This window comes from Bradyrhizobium paxllaeri, from assembly GCF_001693515.2.
Taxonomy (GTDB): domain Bacteria; phylum Pseudomonadota; class Alphaproteobacteria; order Rhizobiales; family Xanthobacteraceae; genus Bradyrhizobium; species Bradyrhizobium paxllaeri.
In genome coordinates, this window is sequence record NZ_CP042968.1 from 5,189,689 (window position 1) to 5,210,554 (window position 20,866).

The following is a 20,866-nucleotide window of genomic DNA, read 5'->3' on the forward strand; positions in this document are numbered from 1 at the left end:
AACGGCGAAATCTGTCACCTCCTTCCCTGACTTGATGGCGTGCCGATAAGCGCCCGGCGAAGCGCCAGTTGAAATCGGACATTGCTCCGATACCCTGCCGCAGGGCGTTTTCCGGCGCATGTCTATGAAGCCTTGGGTTGCCCGGAAAGTCACTAATTGTGCATTCCGTGATACCTGAAGGCGATCACGTGTCAGTGGGAAAAATCCATTCTCAATTGCTAGTTGTAACCGACAGATTGTTGCCATTTGGTCACACCGCCACGTAGCAAATCGCGGTAACGGTGGTCAGCCATACATTTTGCTCGCGCCAAGTGACTATCAAACGCACTGCGAGCGCGCGACGGTTCGCAATCCGGATCGATATGCAAAATGATCCGAGCAACCTCCTTCCAGTCGGCGCCGTCGGCCTCGGCATCGAGAAGCCGCAAATACGTCACCAGATGCCGTTCATCGTAGCTCGTGAGCACCGGATCAACCGGAGCTGAGTCGGCGACATCAGTATCGAGTAGCGGGGTCTGCATGAGTGCTATCAACTCCATTGATCGATTTTAGTCCTTGTCCGTAGAGTATGTGCACACAACCGCCATATTGTTATCAGGTCGAGCATAATTACTTAGAACGAGTAGCTATTGGACGAGCTGCGTACGTCGCTTGTCGACCTTCCCGCCTAATGTACCACTTAGCGCCATATACGCGATTGCTTCCTATCCTGCGGATGGACATCCGCAAGGTCTTTGGAGCAGATCCGCGTCGATTTCGCTTGGGCCCAGGGCCTAAGCCAGGAAGCCGTTGCAGAACGTATGGGCGTCGATCGCGCCTTCATCAGTGGCATGGAGCGAGGGCTGCAACCGCGTGCAGCACAAAATCTGCAACTTCCAAAGCCGGATGCACGGGCTCGGGAATGAAATTGCATTCGACGGGGATCGGCCGTCCGTCTTCCTCGATCCCGAAATCGGCGAACGCTTGCTCAATCAGTTCGTCCGCGCGGCCGCAGACCTCGAAGATGACATGCAGTTCGGAGAACGGCGTCCACTGCGCGATGTCGACGATGCGCCGCTTGAGCATCTCGGCACTGATGTTGAGGAGGTCAATCCCATGGTGCCGTTTGAAGGGCTCAGCGCCAGAAAAAGTTCGCTACGGCCTCGATGCCCTCCATGCGCGACGGATGGCCGAGCATCTTTGCGAAATCCTCATTCAGCGGATCGGCAGGTTGCCCCGCCGACTGCCTGCCCAGGCCGCGTCCTTAACGATGTTTTCCTGCTCCGCCTCATTGAGATCGTCGCGATCCGTGATCCGGTCTGCAACAGCGCATCGCGTTCTCCCGGCGCGAGCGGCGTGGCATCGTCGGGCTCTTCGAAGAGATCGCTCACGGCTCGTTCCATAGGTCGCGCTCCTTGATCTGGTCGCGGATATACGCCTCGCTGCGCGCTTCAAGATTGGCATCGCTGGTCGCCTGGGCTTTCAGCTTCATGATGTGAGCGACACGGCGAAGGTCCCGCATGGCGATTTTGCGCGCGCGCACGGCATGCTCCAGGGAGTTGTTCGGTACGAGGGCACAGACGGGCGTGCAGTCGAGAGCCGCGGGCGGCGCGGCGCAGCGTTTTGAACTGCATTGCGCCGGTTGCCTCCGAGCGGCCGAGCGCCTCGACGCTTAGGGGGCGGATTTGGAGCTGGCCGGCGAATTGCACGCCGGTCATGCCCAAGGCCTCGCGTATGGCCCGGATCCAGCCTTTTGGCGGCATGCGGAACCGCTCGGCTGGTTTAAGCCCGTCTAGTCTTTCATCCAACCGCTGGCGGGCGAGAGTCTTGATGTCGTTTCTCAGTTTCCAAACCGATTTCCTCGATTTTTCATTAGCCTATGACCTGATTTTGATTAATGAAATCAAGATACAATGCCTCTTTATCAAGAAAGTTAAGATCACAACTTGATTCTGGGGCAGAGTGTCGATTTTTCGTGTGAAAACAATGGCTTGTGCCGGTCAGTTAAAGCACAAATCGGTCGTTCGCCTACGTTGGCTGCCGATGACAGATGCCACGCTCACGGAGACCCAGCCTAGCGTGGAGGGTGAAATGCCGCGGCCGACGGCGCCCGAATATTTCGATCAGCCTTCGCGGGTTCGACACCGAGGAACATGCGCGCGCATTTGGCAACCTGGCCACGACGTATGTACACACTTTCAGCCGCATATCGACTTGGCCGCGCTTGACGGCATCACCATCGCCTCCGACTACGGCAAGCGCTCCTTCAGCTCAACCGCGGTACGAGCAAGCACAAGCTCACCCCGTCGGAAGGCATCGTATGGGCGTCGCCCAGTCCCGCCGTTATGCGCGCGGTGACGCAGATTCGCGGGCTTTCGGGCAGCGCCTAGTGTTGCGGAGCGGCATTGGTGTAGTGAAACGTATCCCAGTTCGCCGCCAAGGCATCATCCTTGTCGCGCCCCCATGCGGCGTCGTCACGTCGCGTAAGGTGCCCTTTGCCGCTCGATCATCAGCCGGTCCAGCTCCCGCGCCACCCGGGCGCCGGAGAGCGAGGTGTCTGCTACCAGCGCCAGACACTCGCGGGTGCAGTCATCGACGACGGTAAGGATACGGAAGCGGCGGCCATCGGTGAGCTGATCCGACACGAAGTCGAGCGACCAGCGGTCGTTCGGCGCCATCGCCACCGTCATCGGCGCCCGGGTCCCGATCGCCCGCTTGCGGCCGCCACGGCGGCGCACCGCGAGCCTCTCTTCCCGGTACAGACGGAAGAGCTTCTTGTGGTTGACCAGATAGCCCTCCCGCTTGAGCAGCACATGCAGGCGTCGATAGCCGAAACGACGACGTTCCTGGGCGATTGCCCGCATGCGCTGGCGAAGGCCGGCTTCGTCCGCCCGGGTCGTTTGGTATCTCATGGTCATGCGGCAGCGGCCGATGGCTTTACACGCGCGCCGTTCGCTCATCCCGAAGGCGCCTTGGAGATGGGCGACAGCTTTCCGCTTGGCCGCGGGCGTCACCATTTCTTTCCCACGAGGTCCTCCAAGGCCGCATTGTCCAGCATGGCGTCGGCCAAGATCCCGATGATCTGCTCTTCCGAAAAGCGACTGCGCTTCATGCTCTGGTCCTTGTTGCGGGCCAGAACAAACTTCAAGCTGGATTAAGCCCGTGGGGCAAGGTCAACCGCACTGCGGCTCGTGCGGGCGCTTTCCTAAGTTCGGGAGCGTCAGCGTAATTTTGCGAACGTTCGCTAGTGTGTCATTCGCGACCGGGGCGCGCCAGTAGCAAGTCCAGCTATGTCCGCTATGCCGCCGAAGACGGAAGTAGATTCAGAGCATTGGCGGCAAAGCTTTGGCATGGCCGCTTGATCGCATATGATGGAATCGCTGTTCTCCTTTGTTCTTCTGCCTCTCTCGGGGTCCCGCTTGGGTCGCGCATGAACGAGAACGAACGCAGAAGATCGCAAATTAACGCAGCGAAAAACGCTGTAAAAAACAGGGGTGTTCTGCTGAGGCAGAACGCTCATAACGGTCTGGTTGCAGGTTCGAGTCCTGCCGGGCCCACCATTCGGCAGCATCGCGCCTGAAAGTATTAAATTTTTCGTTCCCCTGTCACACCCCGCCCACTAGGGTGTGACAATATTTCGCCGGCCGGTGCGTATGCCGATCATCCGGAGCTTCGTTCATCATGACCAGTAGCTCCGAGCAGCGTGACCAGTTCGTCACCCTCGATGCGGACCGTATCGGCCCCGTCTCCCCATCGCCGCGCCATCAACTCATCGGCGAGCCGTTGCACCTTGTCCGCGTGCTCTCTCAACATCGCCTCGGCAATCCGGTATCCTTCCGCGCGTGCGGCGCGACGGTCCGCCTCGGGCAACTCCGACAGCATTTTCCGCATCTTCCTGAAGTCACTGATCTTTGTTCCTGGCGATGACCGCGCATCAAAAGCGTGCTCGGCTATGCAGCCCGCAACGCAGACCGCAAGGTTGTTGACCTGTTCGACGAAGTTTTGAGAATGCGACCTGCCGTCGCCGGTTATTAAATCGATCTCCACGAAGACGACGTGCGCACCTAACGCGCGCGCGACGACGGCGTGACCGGCCTCGTGGACCGCGACTGCACGATCCCTCGCGTCGAAATGCGCCTCGAACGATTCGACGCCATGCTCATCGTCTTCTTCCTCGTCTTCCATCGTTGCGGTCAATCAGGCTTGTCCATCTCAGCCTTCGCCAGCGCCGTGGCCTTGTCGGTGGCGTCTTGTCGCGTGAGGGTGCTCGGGTTCAGTCGCCGCGAGAGAAGATTGTCCCAGGAGAACCTGACCGACTTCCGTCCGTCTGCGAACCACACCTCAAGGCTCCCACAGTCGTCGTCTACGCCACGGTGGGGGATGATGCGGATGGGATCGCCTTCGGCCATGGGTGAATTGCCATCATTTTCGACCCGATTAGCACATAGCGGGTCGGGTTTTGCGTTTTCCTTGGGAAGCGGCGCTATCTACGACGGGATTATCCCCTGAGCCTCGGCCCATGTGATCCAGTCCATCTCCTCGGCCTCCTCGACGTCGAGCCTTTCGGTGATCGCGTGGTTATCCGCGTAGATGACCAAGTTGTCACAGCGCCTCCGGGCGGACGGTGCGATAAGGCCGTCTATGCCAAGGAACGCTAGCGCCGCGCCGATAACTTGCGTTCTGGAGTAGTCACGCTCGCCATAGCGGGTCATGTCGACCGACAAAGCGGCGAGATCATCGCTCGTCAACTGCACCGCGCAGCCGACCGACACGGTCAGCCGGCTGACCTTGAGCAACCGCTTCGCTCTCGGGATCGGCGTCAGGGAGGCCAAGAAGGAAGATAGCTCGGCCAAAGCGCCGTCGCGTTCGAAGCTCGTGTAGAGGACGGGGACGCTGAATGTTCCGTCTGACACCGGAGCCCAGCGACCGCCGCCGGTCGAGGCCGCCACGGGGTCCTTGCTGAGGCCGGTCGCGCGGTAGACGCGCGTCTCCAGCCGCCGCTGCGGCAGGTCGCTCAATCGGTCGAGAAGGTCCTTGTCGTGGATCACAAGTGAACCGCATCTCGCAATTGATCGACCAGCCGACGAACCTCCTCGATCTTGCCCTCACGGATCAGAACGGCTGGAGACTCGCCGCCCAAGAGCTTCTGCGGTGAGAAAATCCACTGCCGCGCCTCGTTCGGCTCGTAAAAGTCGGCCAATTGATCCACGATGAACTCAAGCTCAAGAAGCGTCCTCTCCGTGCTGGCGTGCGGATAAGCGCGCTCCTGATTCCAGCGAGACACGGTCTCGGGGCGCGTTCCAAGCACGTTGGCAACGTCGGTGTGCTTGAGCGCACCTTTCACCCGAATGGACTCTAATCTCTTAGCGACCGCGCCCATGTCGCCTCCCTTCTCTTCAACACTGTCAAACTCACTCTCCGCGACCGTCGCCGGCTTGACGCCGCTGCGGCCGCATCGCCATAGAATCTCCCGTCGATGATTCTGCAAGGTGGGCCATCGCCTGCCGAAACAGGCTCATCTCGTTCTGCTTCTTCACCATGCCTTTCTGAGCCTCCGCCGGCAGGCCGGGCATGGCGGCGATGCTCGCCACGTCGTCGGACACGCGGCGAACGCGCTCGTCCATGTAGCGTCCCACCTGAAGGGAGGGCGCGGTCGCGGAAAGCTGCTCGACTTCGCGCGCCCTCTGGTAGAGAGCGTGGCGAACGGGACGCTGGAGCATGTCCTTCACGCCATGCGGACAACAATGAGTGTCACGACAGCCGCACAGGGCGCGAATGCGCGTTGACGCTTTCAGCAGCGCGCCGGCGTCGGCGGGTTTCATCAGCATGTCGAGCTGTGGAATATAGACCCTCCGCGACGAGCCGAAACCGGTCGATGATGCCGGAGGACGCCGCCAGTTGGCGGCCGAGAAATCCTCGTTGACCGTCACGCCGTGCGCCATTCCGCCCACCGCGCCGAACACCAAGGCTCCGAGGCCGGGCAAGCCGCCGATGTGGTCGCCAACGAGGGGAATCCTGCGGTCGTGAAGCTCTCGACAGCCCTCGATGTATGCTGCGGTCTTGTCTCCGGTCGCCGTGCGCCCGAAGTTCTCGACTTTCAGCCAGATGGAGTCGCAGGGCGCGTCGTCGATCGCTGACGTGACGGCGTGACGCTCGTCTCGCCTCCTAAAGACTGCCATCGGAAGAGCCAGCGAGTAGATGAGCCCGAGCTGCTTTCCCGACGCCGCTATAGCGTCGGCGGTGTGCCGCATCATCGCGATGTCCCGCCGGAGCCACTGATCGTTGGGGGTGGATAACACGTGTGTGGGGCCGAGCAGTTGAGTGAAACCGTGCCTGATCGCGAACTTGACGATCTGTTCCGCCTTCACGCGCCCCGCGCCGCCGTCGAAGTCCGCGATGGTGTGGTGACGGTCTTCACCCCACGGCAGCGCCGACAAGCCGTCGGTGTGACCTCCCGGCAGGCCCATGGCCTGCGTCTTGGGGTCGAGGACCACGTCGAAGCCTCGGCGCGAGGCTTCGCTGACAAGTTCGCTGTGGCGCTCGACGTTCTGGGCCTCGATCACGAAGCCGAAAATACCGCGCTCCCCTGTCGCCATTAAATCGAGCAGCTCTCGATGATCGTTGCGCCCGACCCGGACAAACAGTCCGAAGGGATCGAGAGGAGCGCGAGCTGCGACGGGACGGGGCAAATGCACGACGTTCGGGGCCATAGCGCCCTCCAAGAAATGAGGTGACCTTTCAATTGACCTTTTAGTTGCTTTTATTATTGACGAATATATTGACGTTTCAGTGACGTCAATGGCCTATAATGGTATTAAAATACCTAAATCTCATTCGGACTCGGGTTGCGCTCAGCCGCGCGATCTACTCTCGGGCGCTTCCGCGATCCGCCTGATCTTTTCCACCGCTGGACGATAACCGGGCCTTTTCAAGTTTCCAGCGCCTTGCGCAGCGCAGCCGCACGCTCTTGGGCCGGTCCCGACCGGAACCCGATCATTCCGACGCTGAAAGAAACCGGCATCGACAAGAACATCGCTCATAGAGGCCGCAACCGGGGCTCACTCACAGCCCGATCTACAAGCAGATGGAGGCCAAGACGGGCGATCAGCCCTTATCGCGATCACGCGCCAGAAGATCGAACAGGGCATGTCATCCTGCTCAGACAATCAGGCGCGGCACTTTCTCAACGCGGTTAGCCAGCTCTTCAAATGGGCGATCACAAACGAGCTGTTCGACGGTCGCAATCCCTGCGACGGCATCAAGCGACCGCGCAATGACAGCGGCAACGTCGATGACGGTCATCTGCCTTGGCCGATCGAGCTGATCGAGCAGTATGAGAATCGGTGCGTGGCTCGGCCATAGCTTCGGTTGAGCAACGCCCTTCCGGCATTGAGCCTTGAAATCGTGCATGCGATTACACGATTTCACGCGCACCGAGGCACAACTTTGACTAACTCACTCCGCCGCTTCAGCGGGCTGGCTCTTAAGCTCCGCAAATTTCGCCACCATTGTCGGATTCCCCCGGGCCAGCTTCTTGATCGTCACATCCTGTGCCTTGTCATTCGCGATGACGTAGGCTGCGGTCCGCGCCGATCAATGCATCCTTGGTCTTCTGTAGGTGATCGATTGACTTATCGATCTCAGTAATCGCCGTCTGGAAGTGCCTGGAAGCAAGATCGTAGTTCTTCGAGAATGCGGTCTTGAACGTCTCAAGCTGGGTCTCAAATTGGGTGATATCGATATTCTGCGCTTTCACGAGCGCCAGCTCGGTCTTGTAATTGAGCGAGTTAATGGCCGCATTCCGCAAGAGCGTAATCATCGGCAGGAAGAACTGCGGCCGGATGACATACATTTTCGGGTAGCGGTGGAAGACATCAACGATGCCGGTGTTGTAGAGCTCGTTGTCCGGTTCAAGCAATGAGACCAGGATGGCATACTCGCAGCCCTTCTCGGTGCGATCCCGGTCGAGCTCCTTGAGGAAGTCCTCGTTCTTGCTTTTCGTCGCGGTTTTATCGCTCTCGTTTTTCATCTCGAACATGATCGAGATGATCTCGGTACCGGCCTCGTCCGAGTCGCGGAAGATGTAGTCGCCTTTGCTGCCGGTCCGTACGTCGTTATCTTTCTCGAAATACGCCCGCGGAAACGCCATCGAGCGCACCCGGTTGAACTCGGTCTCGCAGTGCTGTTCGAGGGTCTCGCCGACCATCTTGGTCGAGAGGCGGGCCTTCATATCCTTGAGACGCTCGATCGCGTCATCGCGATCCTTGATCTGCGTTTCGTACTTGTCCTTGAGCGACTGCTCGGAGAGCTGTTTTTCAAGCTGTACCTGCTTGATCCCGTTCTTTAGCTCATCGCGCTCTTTCTCGATGGCGCCAACCGCTTCTGTCACGGCGAGCTTTTTCTCAAGCTCGACACCCTGGAGCTTGGCCTTCAGCTCTTGGATTTCTTTTTCCTTGGCAGAGGCAATTTTGTGCTGCTCGGTTGCCAGCAGCGCGTCAGCAAGCTCCGAGCCCGCTTTCTTTTCGCGCTCGGAATCGGCCAGCGCGTTCGCGAGCCTGTCACGCTCCTTTTCCACAGCGCTAAGCGCTTCGGTGACAGCCAGCTTCTGAGCGACCGCGCTCCCCTCAAGCTTGGACCCCAGCTCCTGGATTTCTGCGTCCTTGGCGGCCGCGGTCTTCTGCAGGTCACTGCTGACCTGGGCCTTGGCCAATTCCACAGCGCTCCGCTTGTCGCGCTCGGCTAATTCCAGCCGTCGAATGTTTCCAGAAAGCTTTCGCGGGCGGCCTCGATGTCCACCCTAAGTTCAGACTGCTCCTCGGGTGCGAGCAGGCAAGGCATTTCGCCACGACGAATGACCCCGCAGCGTTGAAGTAATCCAAGGCCGCGGAGAGATCAGCTATGACCACCAGGTGCTTTGACGCGGCCGCGAAGGCTTGCCAGTCCCTATCTCTGCTGACCAGCAACACAGTTGTATGATGGACTCAAGAGACAGGAGCGCGAGTGCATCCGGAAATTCTGTCTTCTTCAGCTCACCTCGAGAGAACGGCGGCTCGACCACGAAATACCGCCGCAGCACTTCCGAATGCGCGACCCAGCCCTCGCCGACAGCACCACGATGTGCAGGTCTTTGATGAATTGCGCCACAGACCCTTGCGCGAATTTAGCCGTTGTGCCGAAGGCCGAGAGGCTCGCGATTGAAATGGCTCCCACGATATCGCCTGCAATGGCTGTTTTGAGGGCTTCCTCGTCAAAAGGTGGCATGATGTAATCGATCGATCGTTTGAGGCTAAGGCTTGTTAGCGAGGACTATCATTGAGCGCAACATGCGGCCAAAGCGGGGTGATCGGCCGCGGCTTGCGTTGCGGATAGGCTATCGGGCAATCTATCGCAGGAGCTTGAGATGCAAAAATATGTTCTCCTGCGGAGCGGGTCCGACCCGGGCGAATATGCACTCACGGACGCGAGCATCGAGGTTGCAGATCTCAGTGAGAGGAACGTCGCCGAAGCTGAGAGGGACCCCACGGTCCGCGAGGTCGCTCCCGTTGCACCGATGGAGCTGATCGATCATTGCGAGTCTTTCGAAAGCTTCGACGATGCACCACATCATCGCGGCAACTGGGGCATTTCGGCGGTTGGCGCAGGGACCTGCGATCTCAGTGGCGCCGGTGTTACCGTCGCGATCATCGATTCAGGCATCGTGAACGACCATCCCGCGTTCGATCCCTTTAAGATCTTGGAAAGGGATTTCTCGGGGTCGGGGAAAGGCGATCGATGCGGCCACGGCACACATTGCGCTGGCATTCTCTTTGGGCAGAGCGTCGGCGGGACGAGGATAGGTATCGCCCCAGGCATCAAGCGAGCGCTGATTGCCAAAGTCAGGCCTGACACGGGGAAGATCGAGTCCGACATGGTATTCGAGGCAATGTTGTGGGCTATGCGCGAACGCGCAGACATCATCTCGATGTCCCTGGGGTTCGATTATCTCGGCATGGTATCGAAGAGCGAGGAACGAGGATTGCCCCGCGATCTTGCGCTCTCGGATGGTCTCATCTCTTATCGGAAGAACCTTCGGATGTTTGATGCCATAGCGGCTTTGATGCGAAAGCAAGCGGCGCTGGGGTGCTCGCCCCTCATCGTCGCAGCTGCCGGAAACCAGAGCCGACGCCAATGCACACCTGCAGTCAAAATAGGTGTCTCGCTCCCGGCCGCAGCGTCCGACATGGTCTCGGTTGCTGCGGCGGCGCGCGAGCAGGACAGCCTTCTGCGCATTGCCAGCTTCTCGAACATCCTTCCCACGATTACAGCGCCCGGTGTCGGTATCCTGTCCGCTTGGCTAGGCGGCGGGTTGAGGCTATCGAGCGGCACAAGCGCGGCCTGCCCTCACGCTGCAGGTGTCGCAGCCCTTTGGCTCGAACGACTGCGACGGGGAGACCGCAAGGTCGATGCGGATCGGTTGCGGGCAATGCTGCGGGACACTGCCCGCAGGGACAATCTTAGTGCGGACTACGACCCCTCCGATTTCGGGGCAGGTGTCGTGGCCGCACCGACAGCCGGATAGGCCGGCGGCTCGTCGCCCGATTTGAATTCATCTACGTCGAAATCCAGAGTATCAACACCGTGGTTGAAGTGGACGACGACCGGAAATTTCAGGCCTGCTAGATGCTCCGGACGAATAGTCATGTCGGTTTCGCCGACTGCGACGAGACCATCGGCATTCTGCAGCAAATGCGAGTCTGTCGCGCTAACGGTCTCCGCAAGCGGGCTGTCGATCCGCATGCGCTTATCCACTATGGGTGCTTCGTCTAAAAGCACCGAGCGGCCACCGACGCTGAACGGCGCTACGCGGGATAGAGTGACCCTCACGTGAAGCCGGCAAGTCGTGCCTGGTTCTGGCGGCGTGGATTGCACTTCGACCAAAGGGAAATGGGACTGCCCGGCTGCGGCTAGAAGCTTCCGGAAGCCGCTTACGAATTCAGTCTGCTCCTTCTCGTTCAAATCGGTCGGCGAGGCTTTCGGGTTCAACCCGCCGCGGAAGCTCGGCGAACCTGATACGAGCGCATAGGCTGCCAGGCGGGCTTCATCTCCGTTGGTCGAGAACAAGCGCTCGAACAAACGTTCGGGAATGGTGCCTCCCTCTAGGACTTCAACCGGTGACAGCGCCTTGCCGCTTCGCATGCTGTCTCCCTCCTCCTGGGACTGCAGAAAAAGTGAAGCCTCCTTGATTCCTTCCAGCCTTTCCGCAACCTCTCCGGACTCAAGGTTTTTCACAATTCTCGATGGCAAAGGTTGCCTGTCGACTAACGATCCGAGTTCGGGGGCGGTTCCGGCGGCGACCGGGACCATCCTATCGTTAATTTCATCCTTATTTTGGGCGAATGCAAGGTCCGGGCGGCTAGCCAAAATGCCCGCCAGGCGGGCTAGGTGGGCAGGAGGCTCCCGGAGGGACCTGACGATTCGGGCGGCCGGCGCCGAAAGAAGGCGGATGATGTTGGCCCGGGTCTCGTCCAGCGACGGAAGCTCCGCCAAGGCCTTCACGCCGTCGGCATCGAGCGTCATATTTTCGATAGCGCCACCGATGATGACGAACTTTTCGTGATCCTTGGCGAACTCGACCGCGGCCTTCGACGCGGCAACTGGATCCCTGGAATAGGCAAGTAGTGTCTGTCCCTTCAGAAAGGGGACGATCGCCTCGGCGTCAGTACCCATGGCAGCAATTTGTGCGAGCCGATTTTTCGCGACCTTTACCTTTGTTTGGCTCGCCTTCGCGTGCCTGCGCAAGGCCTGCATCTCTCGCACGGACAGGCCAGCATAGGCGGCCACAATCACGCTTCTGCTTTCCTGGAACTCGCGTCTTAGGCCGTTGACGAATTCTACTTTCTCGGCCCGCCGCACCGGTGCGCGGCCGAACGCGACCGCCGGCATCAGACGAACAGGCTCAGGTCTCGCAAGCGGTTGAGCGGGAGCCATGCGTTCAAACCAGACGATGGTTGTCGTTGCCGATAAAAGTATACTGGAGCGCCATCGGATGCCCCTCCTCGAGCAACTTCTGTCTCGCAGCCAAGAGCGCGGTCACCACGTTCATGCCGTCTCCAAGATAGTCATAAAATACTCTCGCCAGCCTCGTCGCGAAGCGGTCTTCGATCGGTCCGGTCGTGCAGAGGATGCATGATGCCCGGCGCTGGCGAAAGAATTCGGCAATCGACGTCTTGAGGCTACTTCTGCCGATCACAGACGAGCTGGCGTTGAGAAACACCAGGGTTCCGCGAAAGTCCGCCGCCTTCATCGGATGGGTCATTTCCAAAATCCCGATCTTCGCGCCGGAACGCAACCGCAGCCTGGGAAGTTCTAAGCTCTGGTCCGTGTGGCAATTGAAATGCAGGACGTGGTTCTTCTCGGCAATCCAATTCCGCAGAACCTCCAGCTCGGCATCCGAAAGGGACTCAGTCAGGGCGTCGAGCACCGACAGGCTGTCTTCGCCGCCCGCCAAATCCGTCAGGATGGAGATCTCCTCCTCCGACCGAGAGGGATCAGGCTTCTTGTGTATCCGGCATGCGCTATCTAGCGAACTATCTTCGGCGTAGCCCACCAATCTCGGGCCAGAAAGCTGGGCCGCTTCATAGTGCTTTCTCAGGTCAGCTCGCTTGGCATTGATCACTCTATATCGGCAGATGCATCGCTCTCCGAGGAAGAATTCGCCGTTGCCGTCGTTCAGTAAGCAGTGCTCGAACAAGGGCTGTTCTGAGCGACCATAGGTGTACTGCGTCAGGACCGGAGAAGTCAGCAGACCCAGATATCTGGCGAATTCGTCTTGCCTGCCATCGAAAAACGCTCCGGCCAAACGCCTTCCACGCTGTTTGAGAGCGTTCACGTGCTCGGCTCTCGCAACCTCCGAAAGGTCGCTCCATCCCTTTACGACGTCCACAAGCGCCCGCAGCGAATCGTTCATGTCACGAGATGCATCCCGAACGTCGTCGACAGGCCCGCTCTGAAAATCGATCGCCTCACCATCTGGCCCGCAATCGATTCTCCATATCCAGCGGTCACCGATGAGCTCGACGGTGGCGACGACCGGAATTGGATCAGCGGGAGGCATCTGTTGGCTGGCTAAACGGCTGGTAGGTTGAATTCAATGCTCGTTGGGGGAGTATCGCGAGTGAAGACTTGCAATCGGATCAGGTGGCGGGCGGCATCTGAAGTTTCCATGAGGAAAGACGTCGGCCGGCCGAAACTCGTATCGGCGAACTGCGGATAAATCTGGCAAGTCGGACTGCGTGGGACAAGTCGATAAATATCGCGTCGCCCCGAGGCGCCACGTCCCGCCAACCCGGAAAGTGTAGCCAACTCGCTGTCTATGACGAAGTCGACCCTTACCATGCCACTGAGAGACTTCGGCGGCCGGACGATCATTGAGACTTCGGCGGACGGGGAAGCGTCCTTCGCCAGCCAGGATGCAATCATGGACGGCTCCAATCCAACCGTTCCGACCACCGCGTGCCTGAGCGGCCCTCCCCTGCGCTGGCCTGCGGGCAAGCCGAAAGTGGCCAGCGGCAACTTCATTCCGGTGAACCGCCGCATATGGAATCCTATGCGAGGTAACGTGCGAGCGACGTCTACTGCCAGCTCCGGCCAGAGATCGAGCTGTTCGCCCTCGCCAGTCAAGCGCGTTCTCAACCTTCGGCTGGTGCCGGACTGTGCGGGCATTCCTGCCGCGGCGAAGCCATCGGCGGCCTGCCGATACAGGCGAAGCGCCGAGCTCCGATCGCTGTCGCTCAGCATTGCGCTTCGGATGGCGTCCGCGTACATCCGCAGCGCGATGGCCCTGAGGGGGGATCGAGAATTGAGCTGGGGGTGATCCAGGAGCTCGACGCAAAGGCGTTCGGTCAGACGGGCACTTTCGGCCATCTCTCGGACCAGAAGGACGTCGATGGTGCTTTCGATCTCGCTTCGCGACCAGCCCTTGCGATCGCGCCGCAGGGTGTTTGAGGCGAACTTCACTAGCCCCAGATCCAGCGAGCGACGCGGGATCGAGCGATCTGGGTTTGCCCGGAAAGACGCCACGATCCGGCCCGCCAGCGCTTTGGCTTCCCTCGCATCCAGGGACGTCGGATCGATCAGCACGTCTAGGCCGGGCCGGTCCGCAGTCTTCAAAAGCAGGACGTCGCAGGAACAAACAGCCTCGGCCCCGGTCTCCAAATCGACGAGCAGGAACGGCCGAGCCGTCCCTTCCCCCGAGCGTCGCCGCAGCGCATCCGCATCGTCCTTGCCGGCGGACAACAGCCAAACCGAGCGCCCTTCGGTTGCCCCGATAGCGGCTGCCATAGGCAACGGAAGCTGCAAGCCAGCTTCTCGGTCCACGAGGCTCATTCCCGGTCCTCGGTGTTTGCGATTTGATTCGCCGGATCATTTTGTCTCTAGCACCGCAAGACGCCATAGATTTGAAGCCATTCCCACAGACAACTTTCCTCGCCCCGGGGGCGACCGTCCCAATAACCCGATATTGGCTGTTGGCTAGCTGGGGAATCCCCGGGGATGAAGCCGGCGAACGATCCTTTGGTCCCTCACGGCCAAGTCCTGCGACCTTAGGCTATACAGCAAAGTTTGCCGCCAGATATGGCTGACCGAAGAACAGCAAATAGCCGAGCGCGGACTAACGCACGAGAAACGACCCTGCTCGAGCGAGCCAACAGGCGAGTTCGAAAATGTGGAAGTGATCTCGGAGTTTTGAGCGTTGTCAACGGAGCCACCGATCTCAACGCATTCTGGACCTACCAGTGTGCACCACGCTGGCGAGCTTCATCACATGTCGAGAGCGCTTTACTCAGGCGGATATCCTGCCGTTCATAAACGTCATGGCGCCAACCTAGTACGCTCGTTCACCATCTATCATACCATTCAGTTCGTCTGCACCAAGTTGGGCATCCAGCAGCTCCAAGGCCGGGATATTGAGCGGAGGCCGTGTCGTCTGTCGTTGAGCATCATGAATTGATCCGGTCAGCTTGATCAGCTCGTTCGTCGTCACGCTGACTTTTTCAACGCCGTCAGCGACCAATAAAGCGGCGCGGCAATCCCTGAAGGTTGACCAGATCAAGTTCTAGGCCGGTCCATCGCCCGTCTGCAGTTTTTACTTGCGCGCCCACCGTGAAAGTGCCGTAAGCATTAACCTCCTCGAGCACAGCAGAGCTGCCCTCGCGAATTCGACGAATGTAGATCGTCTTGCGCGGGAACGAGTCGTGCAAATGAAAAAGCACAGGTCCCTCAAGGAGAGAACCATCCGTAGAAAGTACCGTGAGATCCACGTCAAAAGATTCGCGATCAACTTCTCCGATCTTCGCCTCTAGCCGACGACCATTGCGTTCGGGCCTGCCTCCCCAGCGACCTTTTTGCAGATCATCAGGATGCACCACCTCCCCTGGGGAGGGAGGGGCGTCAGCACCCTCAGCCTCGTTGCGGTTGAGAAGCTCATCTATCTGTTCGCGCCACCGCTGCAAATGCAGTCGCATCTGTCTCAGATCGGCCGCCTCCGGACCTGAAGCCAAGTCGAGAACCGCCGTCGCGGTGCGATTTAGGTTGGCTCCTTCATCGGCCCACCGAAATAACTGCAATGCATCGTCTGGTCGACGAAAGCCCGGTTCAGGTCGCGTTGGCAAATAGGCCTCACGCACAAGTTGCTTGAACAAATCAACTATCTCGGACGGCACGCCGAGCACACGGGCCGCGGCATAGCCAAGCGGAACTATCCAATCATCGTTTCTGGCTGCGAAGAAGCGACGAAGAACATGGATGTTGTCGGGATTGTCTCCGCCCAACAATTTCTGCGCCTGGTCCAATACCGCCAGCCGAAAGTCTGGATTCCCAATACGAGCTACTTTAGGCGTCTTGGTACGGGCATTGGCGGCCAGGTCGCTCCAGCTGATCGAGAGGTTCTTGAGCCGAGGCTCAAGACTGCTTCTCATCGCTCTGCGCTGCGAGCGATTGATGTCCATGAGCGCGGCTATTTCAGCCAGCGAAACGGCCTTCGGGGCGGTGGGCAGGTCCTGCAGGCCGAACCATGCGCGAGCGGCCGGAACAGACGACTGCCAGCCGAACACCACAGCCGTGCGCAAGGTAGCGAAGTCGGAAGGTTGTACATAGCCTGTGGCCTCACGCAATCTATTCGTCACCATTCTGTCGAGCAGAGATTCCCTTGGTGAGCGTGCAATTCGGGCTGCTGCAAGCTCCTGAACGAGGGTCCTCAGAGGAAGTCTATCGTCGATTGTTTCCGTCGATTCGTCTTGCAGCTCGCCGGCATCTCGGGCCCGCTTGAAAAGCCTGGCGAATTCGGCGTGCGCGCGCCATTCGCTTGTTCCTCCTTCGAAACTTGCAGGCACATTCCACTGCCCGGTCTTGGCGAGCAGGACAGCCTTGACGGGGTGCGGGTAGCTTGAGGCGATCTGTGGATTTGCTATGCGCTGAGATAAGCTCAAGACAATCGGTTCGATCCGCGTGTCGTCGAACGAGCCGAGTTGCGCCCCTGTCCGTGCAACATGATCGAGCGCCAAGCGCGGGGAAAGCTTCTGAACGGATTGCGGTGGGAGCAACGCTTCGGCCGTGCGGCCCATAACGTAGGCTCTCGCCTCACTATCCGCGGCGAAATCGTCGGCAGCCCCTGCCAGCAGCATTGCCATGTCGTCTGTCCAGTCGCGATCGACGCGATCGGGATGCTCGCCACCAAGCAAGCGGTGGTAAAGCCATTCCGCGCGGGCTTTGGGTGTTAGCTGCCGGGATTCATAGTATTGCCGGACCGCGCTGTTTACGTTGTCAAACTTCTCTGGATCACGTTTGCGCATGAGCGGAAGTGTGCGCGAACGAAGGTCGGTACGATGCCGCAACACTTCGCCATTGTCTTCCTCCTCCACCATCCAGACTTCATTTGCGAGGGCCTTGAATACTTGATCGACCTTATCAGGATCCAAGTCGCAAATCGGCGCCAACGTCGTCGCAATAATGTTGCGCGTCACCCGACGAGCGACGAGGCCAGGCCAAGCCAGCTTGCGTACTTCCTCCTCCTGGACATGTTCGAGGATGCGCCGCTCGTAAAGCAACCCGACGAAGCCGTCGCTGGCATTCTCACCATCTTTAGCAATGGACTGCACCAGGCGCTCGCGATCCTCAGGCTTGCATGACCGAATGAGTTCGATCGCAACTCGGATGACCAGCGGCTCACGGCGCTCCGGCGGATCCGATGGGTTACCGGCCACCAAACTTTCCCAGTGAGCTTGCCATTCATCGCCTATGAAGTCGCGCCCAACATTCCTGGCCATCAGACCGGCGTCCGACCACGAAAGCGGCTGCAGAATTAAGCGGTTTCTGTCGGACCGCAGGTCTTGCTCGGTCCTCAATTCGGGCACGTCGGCCCGGCCGGAAGCAACGATCCTCAGTTCGGGAAATGCTCCAGCGGCCGTGAACCCATTGAGATAGGTAACGAAATTAATGACTGCCGCTAACGATGCCGGATCATATTGTACGACCTCCATCGTGTCGAACACGATAAGAAACGCGCGGCTTCCTCGTGTAAGCTTCTGAACCACATGGCGAAAGCGATCAAAGAAAGTAATTGAAGATGAACGACCGGCCGCCATTTCCTCATGTAGACCTGCGGTGAGCTCAGCAAGTTCAGCCTCCACTTCGGGGAACTGCAAGCTCACCTGACGCGCCGCTTCGAACAGCAGCTGGCGGGGCTCGCGCGTATGAAGCGTCGCTCGATCGAAATCGAGGTAGACAAAGGGAAACTGTCGCGACTGATTCATGGCATGATCAAGCATGAATTTTGCAAGCAGTGTCGTCTTGCCGATACCTCCACGCGCAATGAGAAAAAAGACGGCCTCTTCGCCGATGTTCAAATAGTATCGCACGCCCTTGAACAGGCGATCGAAGCCTCGCGTAACCGCCTCGAAAGCAGTCTCAGAGTGGAGCTCGTCGACAAAGGCGCGCGCAATCGAGCGAGTTCTTCTTGCCGGCCGACGAAACGATCCCTCAAGGGTGCACCGTTCCAGCCGCCTTGCATGCCTATCAGAATTCGAAGGGGCTCGAGGAGTTGGCTCAGCCCGAGAGCACGTTGGGCATCTGCAAGGGAGACTTTGGTTTTGACGACGCCAGGACCCGCAAACCGCAACCGGCTCAACGCATCCACCGCGGCGCGCACCTCACGGGGCGGCGCCTCGAGCACATCGCCCGACTTACCTATTAGAAAGCTGCGCAGCCATGCGCCCGGTAGACGAATATCGTCTCTTCCCACCTCCTCGAAATCATCTTCATCCACCTTTGCCGCGCTGGACAAAAGGCGCCCAAAAAGCTCGGTATTATGAACGCGAGTCAGCAGATCCCCTCGCGCCTCGTCGGAAAGCTGCACACGTCGGTGACCACCAACCATGATGGGGGTTGAATTGGCGAGAATGGCGCTACGCTCGTCCTCGCCTATCGTTTGGATGCCACGCGTCTCTGGAACAAGGCCCCTTCCGGTCCCCTCCTCAGACGCTGTCGCCTGGGAGATCGTGAAAGTGTGGGCAATGGCGGCATAAATCGCAGCCTCCGTTTCTGGCAACGGCGGCGGCTCGTTCGATGTTGACGTGGGGGTAGGAACAGGTGCCGATTTCAGGCTATCGCTGAATGTGGCAAACATCTCGCGGAGCGCTGGATTATCAATCTGCGCGATTAATTCGGCCTTGCGGCGCTCCAGATCAGCTTTCGTGCCGGACTGATCTTCGTTCACGTTAAAGATGCTCCAAAGAGACGAGCGAACTTTGATTGCAACGAGCCGATAGCGATTTGCAGCGCCTCAAGCCGCTTGAGCGGGTTCTCATACTCAGACTTCAAAGGCTCCAGGCTGACGAGCTCCTCGACAAGGATAGCAGCCAACCCCAGCATCTGATCCTGTGGAGTCGAATTGTAGCTCGATGCAAAGTTGCGAATGCATTCCCTCACCGCCTCGCTATTTGCCAGGACTGCCGATGGGTTAAGGTTTTCCCAAGATATGGTTCCGAGGAAGGCCGGCTTTTCGCCGAGGAACAACCAGCGGATCCGCCGTAGCTCGTTGGGCACGGCAGTTTCCTCAGGACGGGAACCTACCAGCGCAGTGATGATCTCACTCAATGGGCCGATATTTTCCTTGGCGGCATTGTCAATAACGATCCAGATACGCTTCCAGCGGCTGCGCCTTTCTGTGATAGGCGGCACTGCGTTCGCTATGTCCAAGTCCCGAGGGTCGGGTGGGACGCCTGGGACTGGATTATCGATCCGCATCTTGGCCTCTTTAGTCAGATTTCCCTTCAATTCACGCGCCCCCAAGAGGATGTTGTTGAACCACCGTGGAATCCCGTCCGACAACCAATCATTGAGCTTATCCTCTGACTGCCCTTCGGATTGTTCAACGGAAGGACGTGGTGGCATCGCGGGAATGCTCTCGGGTGGGATTCCGAGTTGGGTAACAACAGCGGAGGCAAAATCGGCGGGGGTGGTTGGGATCTTCTCCACGCCGGTGCCAAATTCGACGATCCGATCTGACGCATCTCTCAGCGCGGCCTTCAAGATCTCAATCGAGAATGTCTTGCCACCACGTCGCTCGGCCTCTACCGCATGGACCCGCTGGCTTCGGCTGGCCGGGAACTCCGCCATTGCCCCGCTGATCCAGTCCATTAGCGCTTTTCGCCCCACGATGACTCGCGGCTTGAGAGAATCCGGACTGACGCTCCACAGAGCAGACGTGCCGGCATCCGCATTGGGAGGATACTTGTCGCGGAGTTGGTTCATTATTTTTGCGAGATGAACGGCTTGATTGAAGACGGCGATATTGTGGGGTCGGTACGCCGCGTTGTGCACGCCGACCAATTCGTAGTCCTGATCGAAGCATGGGGCCCCAGATGTCCCACCCGCAGTTTCGGCGTCATACCGAAGCCGAGTAAGGGACGCATCGAGCTTGTTGAAGCGACCGAAATCGATACGTTGCGGTTGGCCACTGGGATGTTGTGGGATAATGATGCGGTCGTCTCTTCTCGGCGTCCGTTCAAGAAAGCGTGAAAGATCGAACCACCCTCGACGAGTTCCGCCATAGACATGCCGCGAGTAGGCTCCAATCGGCTCAACGAGGCGAACCAGCGCGTAATCGAGCTTTTCCTGTAGCTCCAGGATTTGTTCTGCAGTCGGTTCGTCGAACGCCTCCCCGGGGATGTCGTCGCACGCGGCGACCAGCCAATTATTGGCAAACTCGACCGCGCGAGCACGCGTCCGCAACTGCGGCGTAATAGCATCGATATTTATGATGGGTTCACCGAAGAGATGATCGAAAAACGCGTACAATGGGCCTGGCGAGGGCGTGATTTGCTGGCCATCCTTGGAAATGTGATACTTCAAGACATGTCGCGCAGTCAGGACCAAGTCCGGCCCCACTAGAAAGCCTGTGCCGTTGCTGTATTGCACGTGACCGCCAAGATCTGCCTTTGCCGTAATGACGCAGAGCTTTGGTTCGCAGTCGTTCAGAAATCTGCTCAACCGAGGTGACTGCAGGAAATTTGCACGAAGTGCGAAAGCAGCCTGCTGTTCGCCGGCTCTGTCGAGAGGCAGAAAGCCCGACATTGCCTGAGCAAAACCGCTATCGGACCAGCCGCGTCGATAGAGCTCCTGAATGAAACGCAATAGCAGCTGAGATTTTTCATAGATCTCGATGACCGCGAGCGCGACGCTCTTGATATTCTCGTGCGGATCTGGTGGTGCGGCCTTGCGGATTTCGTCAAAATTCGCCACGACGCCCTGCGAGCTGACAATGTCGGCCAACATCACCAGGGAGACGTTCCTGGCGATCAGGTCAGCGAGTTGCTGCTTCCTTTCAACAGTCAACGTTTCCAAATTCGCCCTC

Annotated in this window: 17 protein-coding genes and 4 pseudogenes; 1 reads left to right on the forward strand and 20 read right to left on the reverse strand. The window is 59.0% G+C overall.

Going from position 1 to position 20,866, the window contains the following annotated elements; translation table 11 throughout:
• Nucleotides 1–218: 218 nt before the first annotated feature.
• From LMTR21_RS24770 to LMTR21_RS24835, 14 genes and pseudogenes are all read right to left on the reverse strand, one after another.
• Nucleotides 219–521 carry a DNA -binding domain-containing protein gene (locus LMTR21_RS24770; protein ID WP_065754879.1) on the reverse strand — a complete coding sequence of 101 codons (303 nt, stop codon included), beginning with the start codon at nucleotides 519–521 and terminating at the stop codon, nucleotides 219–221.
• 301 nt (nucleotides 522–822) lie between these two features.
• On the reverse strand, nucleotides 823–1,065 hold the full coding sequence (locus tag LMTR21_RS40240; RefSeq protein WP_065754877.1) for a hypothetical protein: 243 nt from the start codon (nucleotides 1,063–1,065) through the stop codon (nucleotides 823–825).
• A gap of 150 nt (nucleotides 1,066–1,215) precedes the next feature.
• Nucleotides 1,216–1,370: pseudogene (locus LMTR21_RS41900) on the reverse strand (mobile mystery protein B); the annotation flags it as partial.
• Entirely contained in the window at nucleotides 1,367–1,522 is a 156-nt protein-coding gene (locus tag LMTR21_RS41905) for a helix-turn-helix domain-containing protein (protein ID WP_430642468.1), read from the reverse strand. The pseudogene LMTR21_RS41900 and the gene LMTR21_RS41905, both read right to left, overlap by 4 nt.
• Nucleotides 1,523–2,365: 843 nt before the next feature.
• A pseudogene (locus LMTR21_RS41040) lies at nucleotides 2,366–2,434 on the reverse strand (hypothetical protein); the annotation flags it as partial.
• A gap of 43 nt (nucleotides 2,435–2,477) precedes the next feature.
• Nucleotides 2,478–3,091, reverse strand: a pseudogene (locus LMTR21_RS24795) (IS3 family transposase); the annotation flags it as partial.
• A gap of 548 nt (nucleotides 3,092–3,639) precedes the next feature.
• Nucleotides 3,640–4,176 (reverse strand): ATP-dependent metallopeptidase FtsH/Yme1/Tma family protein, encoded by a 537-nt coding sequence (locus LMTR21_RS24800; protein ID WP_141688475.1) that lies wholly within the window; start codon nucleotides 4,174–4,176, stop codon nucleotides 3,640–3,642.
• Nucleotides 4,173–4,388, reverse strand: coding sequence for a hypothetical protein (locus LMTR21_RS24805; protein WP_065754875.1), 216 nt, complete (start codon nucleotides 4,386–4,388; stop codon nucleotides 4,173–4,175). Before LMTR21_RS24805 ends, LMTR21_RS24800 begins: the two co-directional genes overlap by 4 nt.
• A gap of 78 nt (nucleotides 4,389–4,466) precedes the next feature.
• The gene (locus LMTR21_RS24810) at nucleotides 4,467–5,027 is read right to left on the reverse strand and encodes an RES family NAD+ phosphorylase (protein WP_065754874.1); all 561 of its coding nucleotides are present in this window, start codon (nucleotides 5,025–5,027) and stop codon (nucleotides 4,467–4,469) included.
• Complete coding sequence (locus tag LMTR21_RS24815; protein ID WP_065754873.1) at nucleotides 5,024–5,359, reverse strand: antitoxin Xre/MbcA/ParS toxin-binding domain-containing protein; 336 nt, start codon at nucleotides 5,357–5,359, stop codon at nucleotides 5,024–5,026. The genes LMTR21_RS24810 and LMTR21_RS24815 overlap by 4 nt, the downstream gene beginning before the upstream one ends.
• Before the next feature lie 31 nt (nucleotides 5,360–5,390).
• Nucleotides 5,391–6,689 carry a hypothetical protein gene (locus LMTR21_RS24820; RefSeq protein WP_141688474.1) on the reverse strand — a complete coding sequence of 433 codons (1,299 nt, stop codon included), beginning with the start codon at nucleotides 6,687–6,689 and terminating at the stop codon, nucleotides 5,391–5,393.
• A gap of 448 nt (nucleotides 6,690–7,137) precedes the next feature.
• Nucleotides 7,138–7,389 (reverse strand): hypothetical protein, encoded by a 252-nt coding sequence (locus tag LMTR21_RS24825; protein WP_141688473.1) that lies wholly within the window; start codon nucleotides 7,387–7,389, stop codon nucleotides 7,138–7,140.
• 45 nt (nucleotides 7,390–7,434) lie between these two features.
• Nucleotides 7,435–8,731: pseudogene (locus LMTR21_RS24830) on the reverse strand (DUF2130 domain-containing protein); the annotation flags it as partial.
• Nucleotides 8,732–9,003: 272 nt separating this feature from the next.
• Nucleotides 9,004–9,240, reverse strand: a complete 237-nt coding sequence (locus tag LMTR21_RS24835) for a hypothetical protein (protein ID WP_065754870.1) — start codon at nucleotides 9,238–9,240, stop codon at nucleotides 9,004–9,006.
• 139 nt (nucleotides 9,241–9,379) lie between these two features.
• Between LMTR21_RS24835 and LMTR21_RS24840 the strand changes: the two genes are divergently transcribed.
• A complete protein-coding gene (locus tag LMTR21_RS24840; RefSeq protein ID WP_065754869.1) occupies nucleotides 9,380–10,537 on the forward strand; it encodes a S8 family peptidase in 1,158 nt (385 codons plus the stop codon).
• On the opposite strand, the gene rplJ is transcribed toward LMTR21_RS24840, so the two are convergent.
• The 6 genes from rplJ to LMTR21_RS24875 all read right to left on the reverse strand — a co-directional run bounded on the left by rplJ (nucleotide 10,483) and on the right by LMTR21_RS24875 (nucleotide 20,856).
• Complete coding sequence (gene rplJ, locus LMTR21_RS41625) at nucleotides 10,483–11,901, reverse strand: 50S ribosomal protein L10 (RefSeq protein ID WP_347339125.1); 1,419 nt, start codon at nucleotides 11,899–11,901, stop codon at nucleotides 10,483–10,485. The two genes, LMTR21_RS24840 and rplJ, sit on opposite strands and share 55 nt — an antisense overlap.
• A 49-nt stretch (nucleotides 11,902–11,950) precedes the next feature.
• Nucleotides 11,951–13,072, reverse strand: a complete 1,122-nt coding sequence (locus tag LMTR21_RS24850; RefSeq protein ID WP_065754867.1) for a CHAT domain-containing protein — start codon at nucleotides 13,070–13,072, stop codon at nucleotides 11,951–11,953.
• 11 nt (nucleotides 13,073–13,083) lie between these two features.
• On the reverse strand, nucleotides 13,084–14,343 hold the full coding sequence (locus LMTR21_RS24855; protein WP_065754866.1) for a hypothetical protein: 1,260 nt from the start codon (nucleotides 14,341–14,343) through the stop codon (nucleotides 13,084–13,086).
• A 674-nt stretch (nucleotides 14,344–15,017) separates the two neighbouring features.
• Entirely contained in the window at nucleotides 15,018–17,870 is a 2,853-nt protein-coding gene (locus tag LMTR21_RS24865; RefSeq protein ID WP_141688472.1) for a pYEATS domain-containing protein, read from the reverse strand.
• The gene (locus LMTR21_RS24870) at nucleotides 17,855–18,727 is read right to left on the reverse strand and encodes a hypothetical protein (RefSeq protein WP_065754863.1); all 873 of its coding nucleotides are present in this window, start codon (nucleotides 18,725–18,727) and stop codon (nucleotides 17,855–17,857) included. Before LMTR21_RS24870 ends, LMTR21_RS24865 begins: the two co-directional genes overlap by 16 nt.
• Nucleotides 18,724–20,856 carry a trypsin-like serine peptidase gene (locus LMTR21_RS24875; protein WP_141688471.1) on the reverse strand — a complete coding sequence of 711 codons (2,133 nt, stop codon included), beginning with the start codon at nucleotides 20,854–20,856 and terminating at the stop codon, nucleotides 18,724–18,726. The genes LMTR21_RS24870 and LMTR21_RS24875 overlap by 4 nt, the downstream gene beginning before the upstream one ends.
• Between the last annotated feature and the right edge of the window lie 10 nt (nucleotides 20,857–20,866).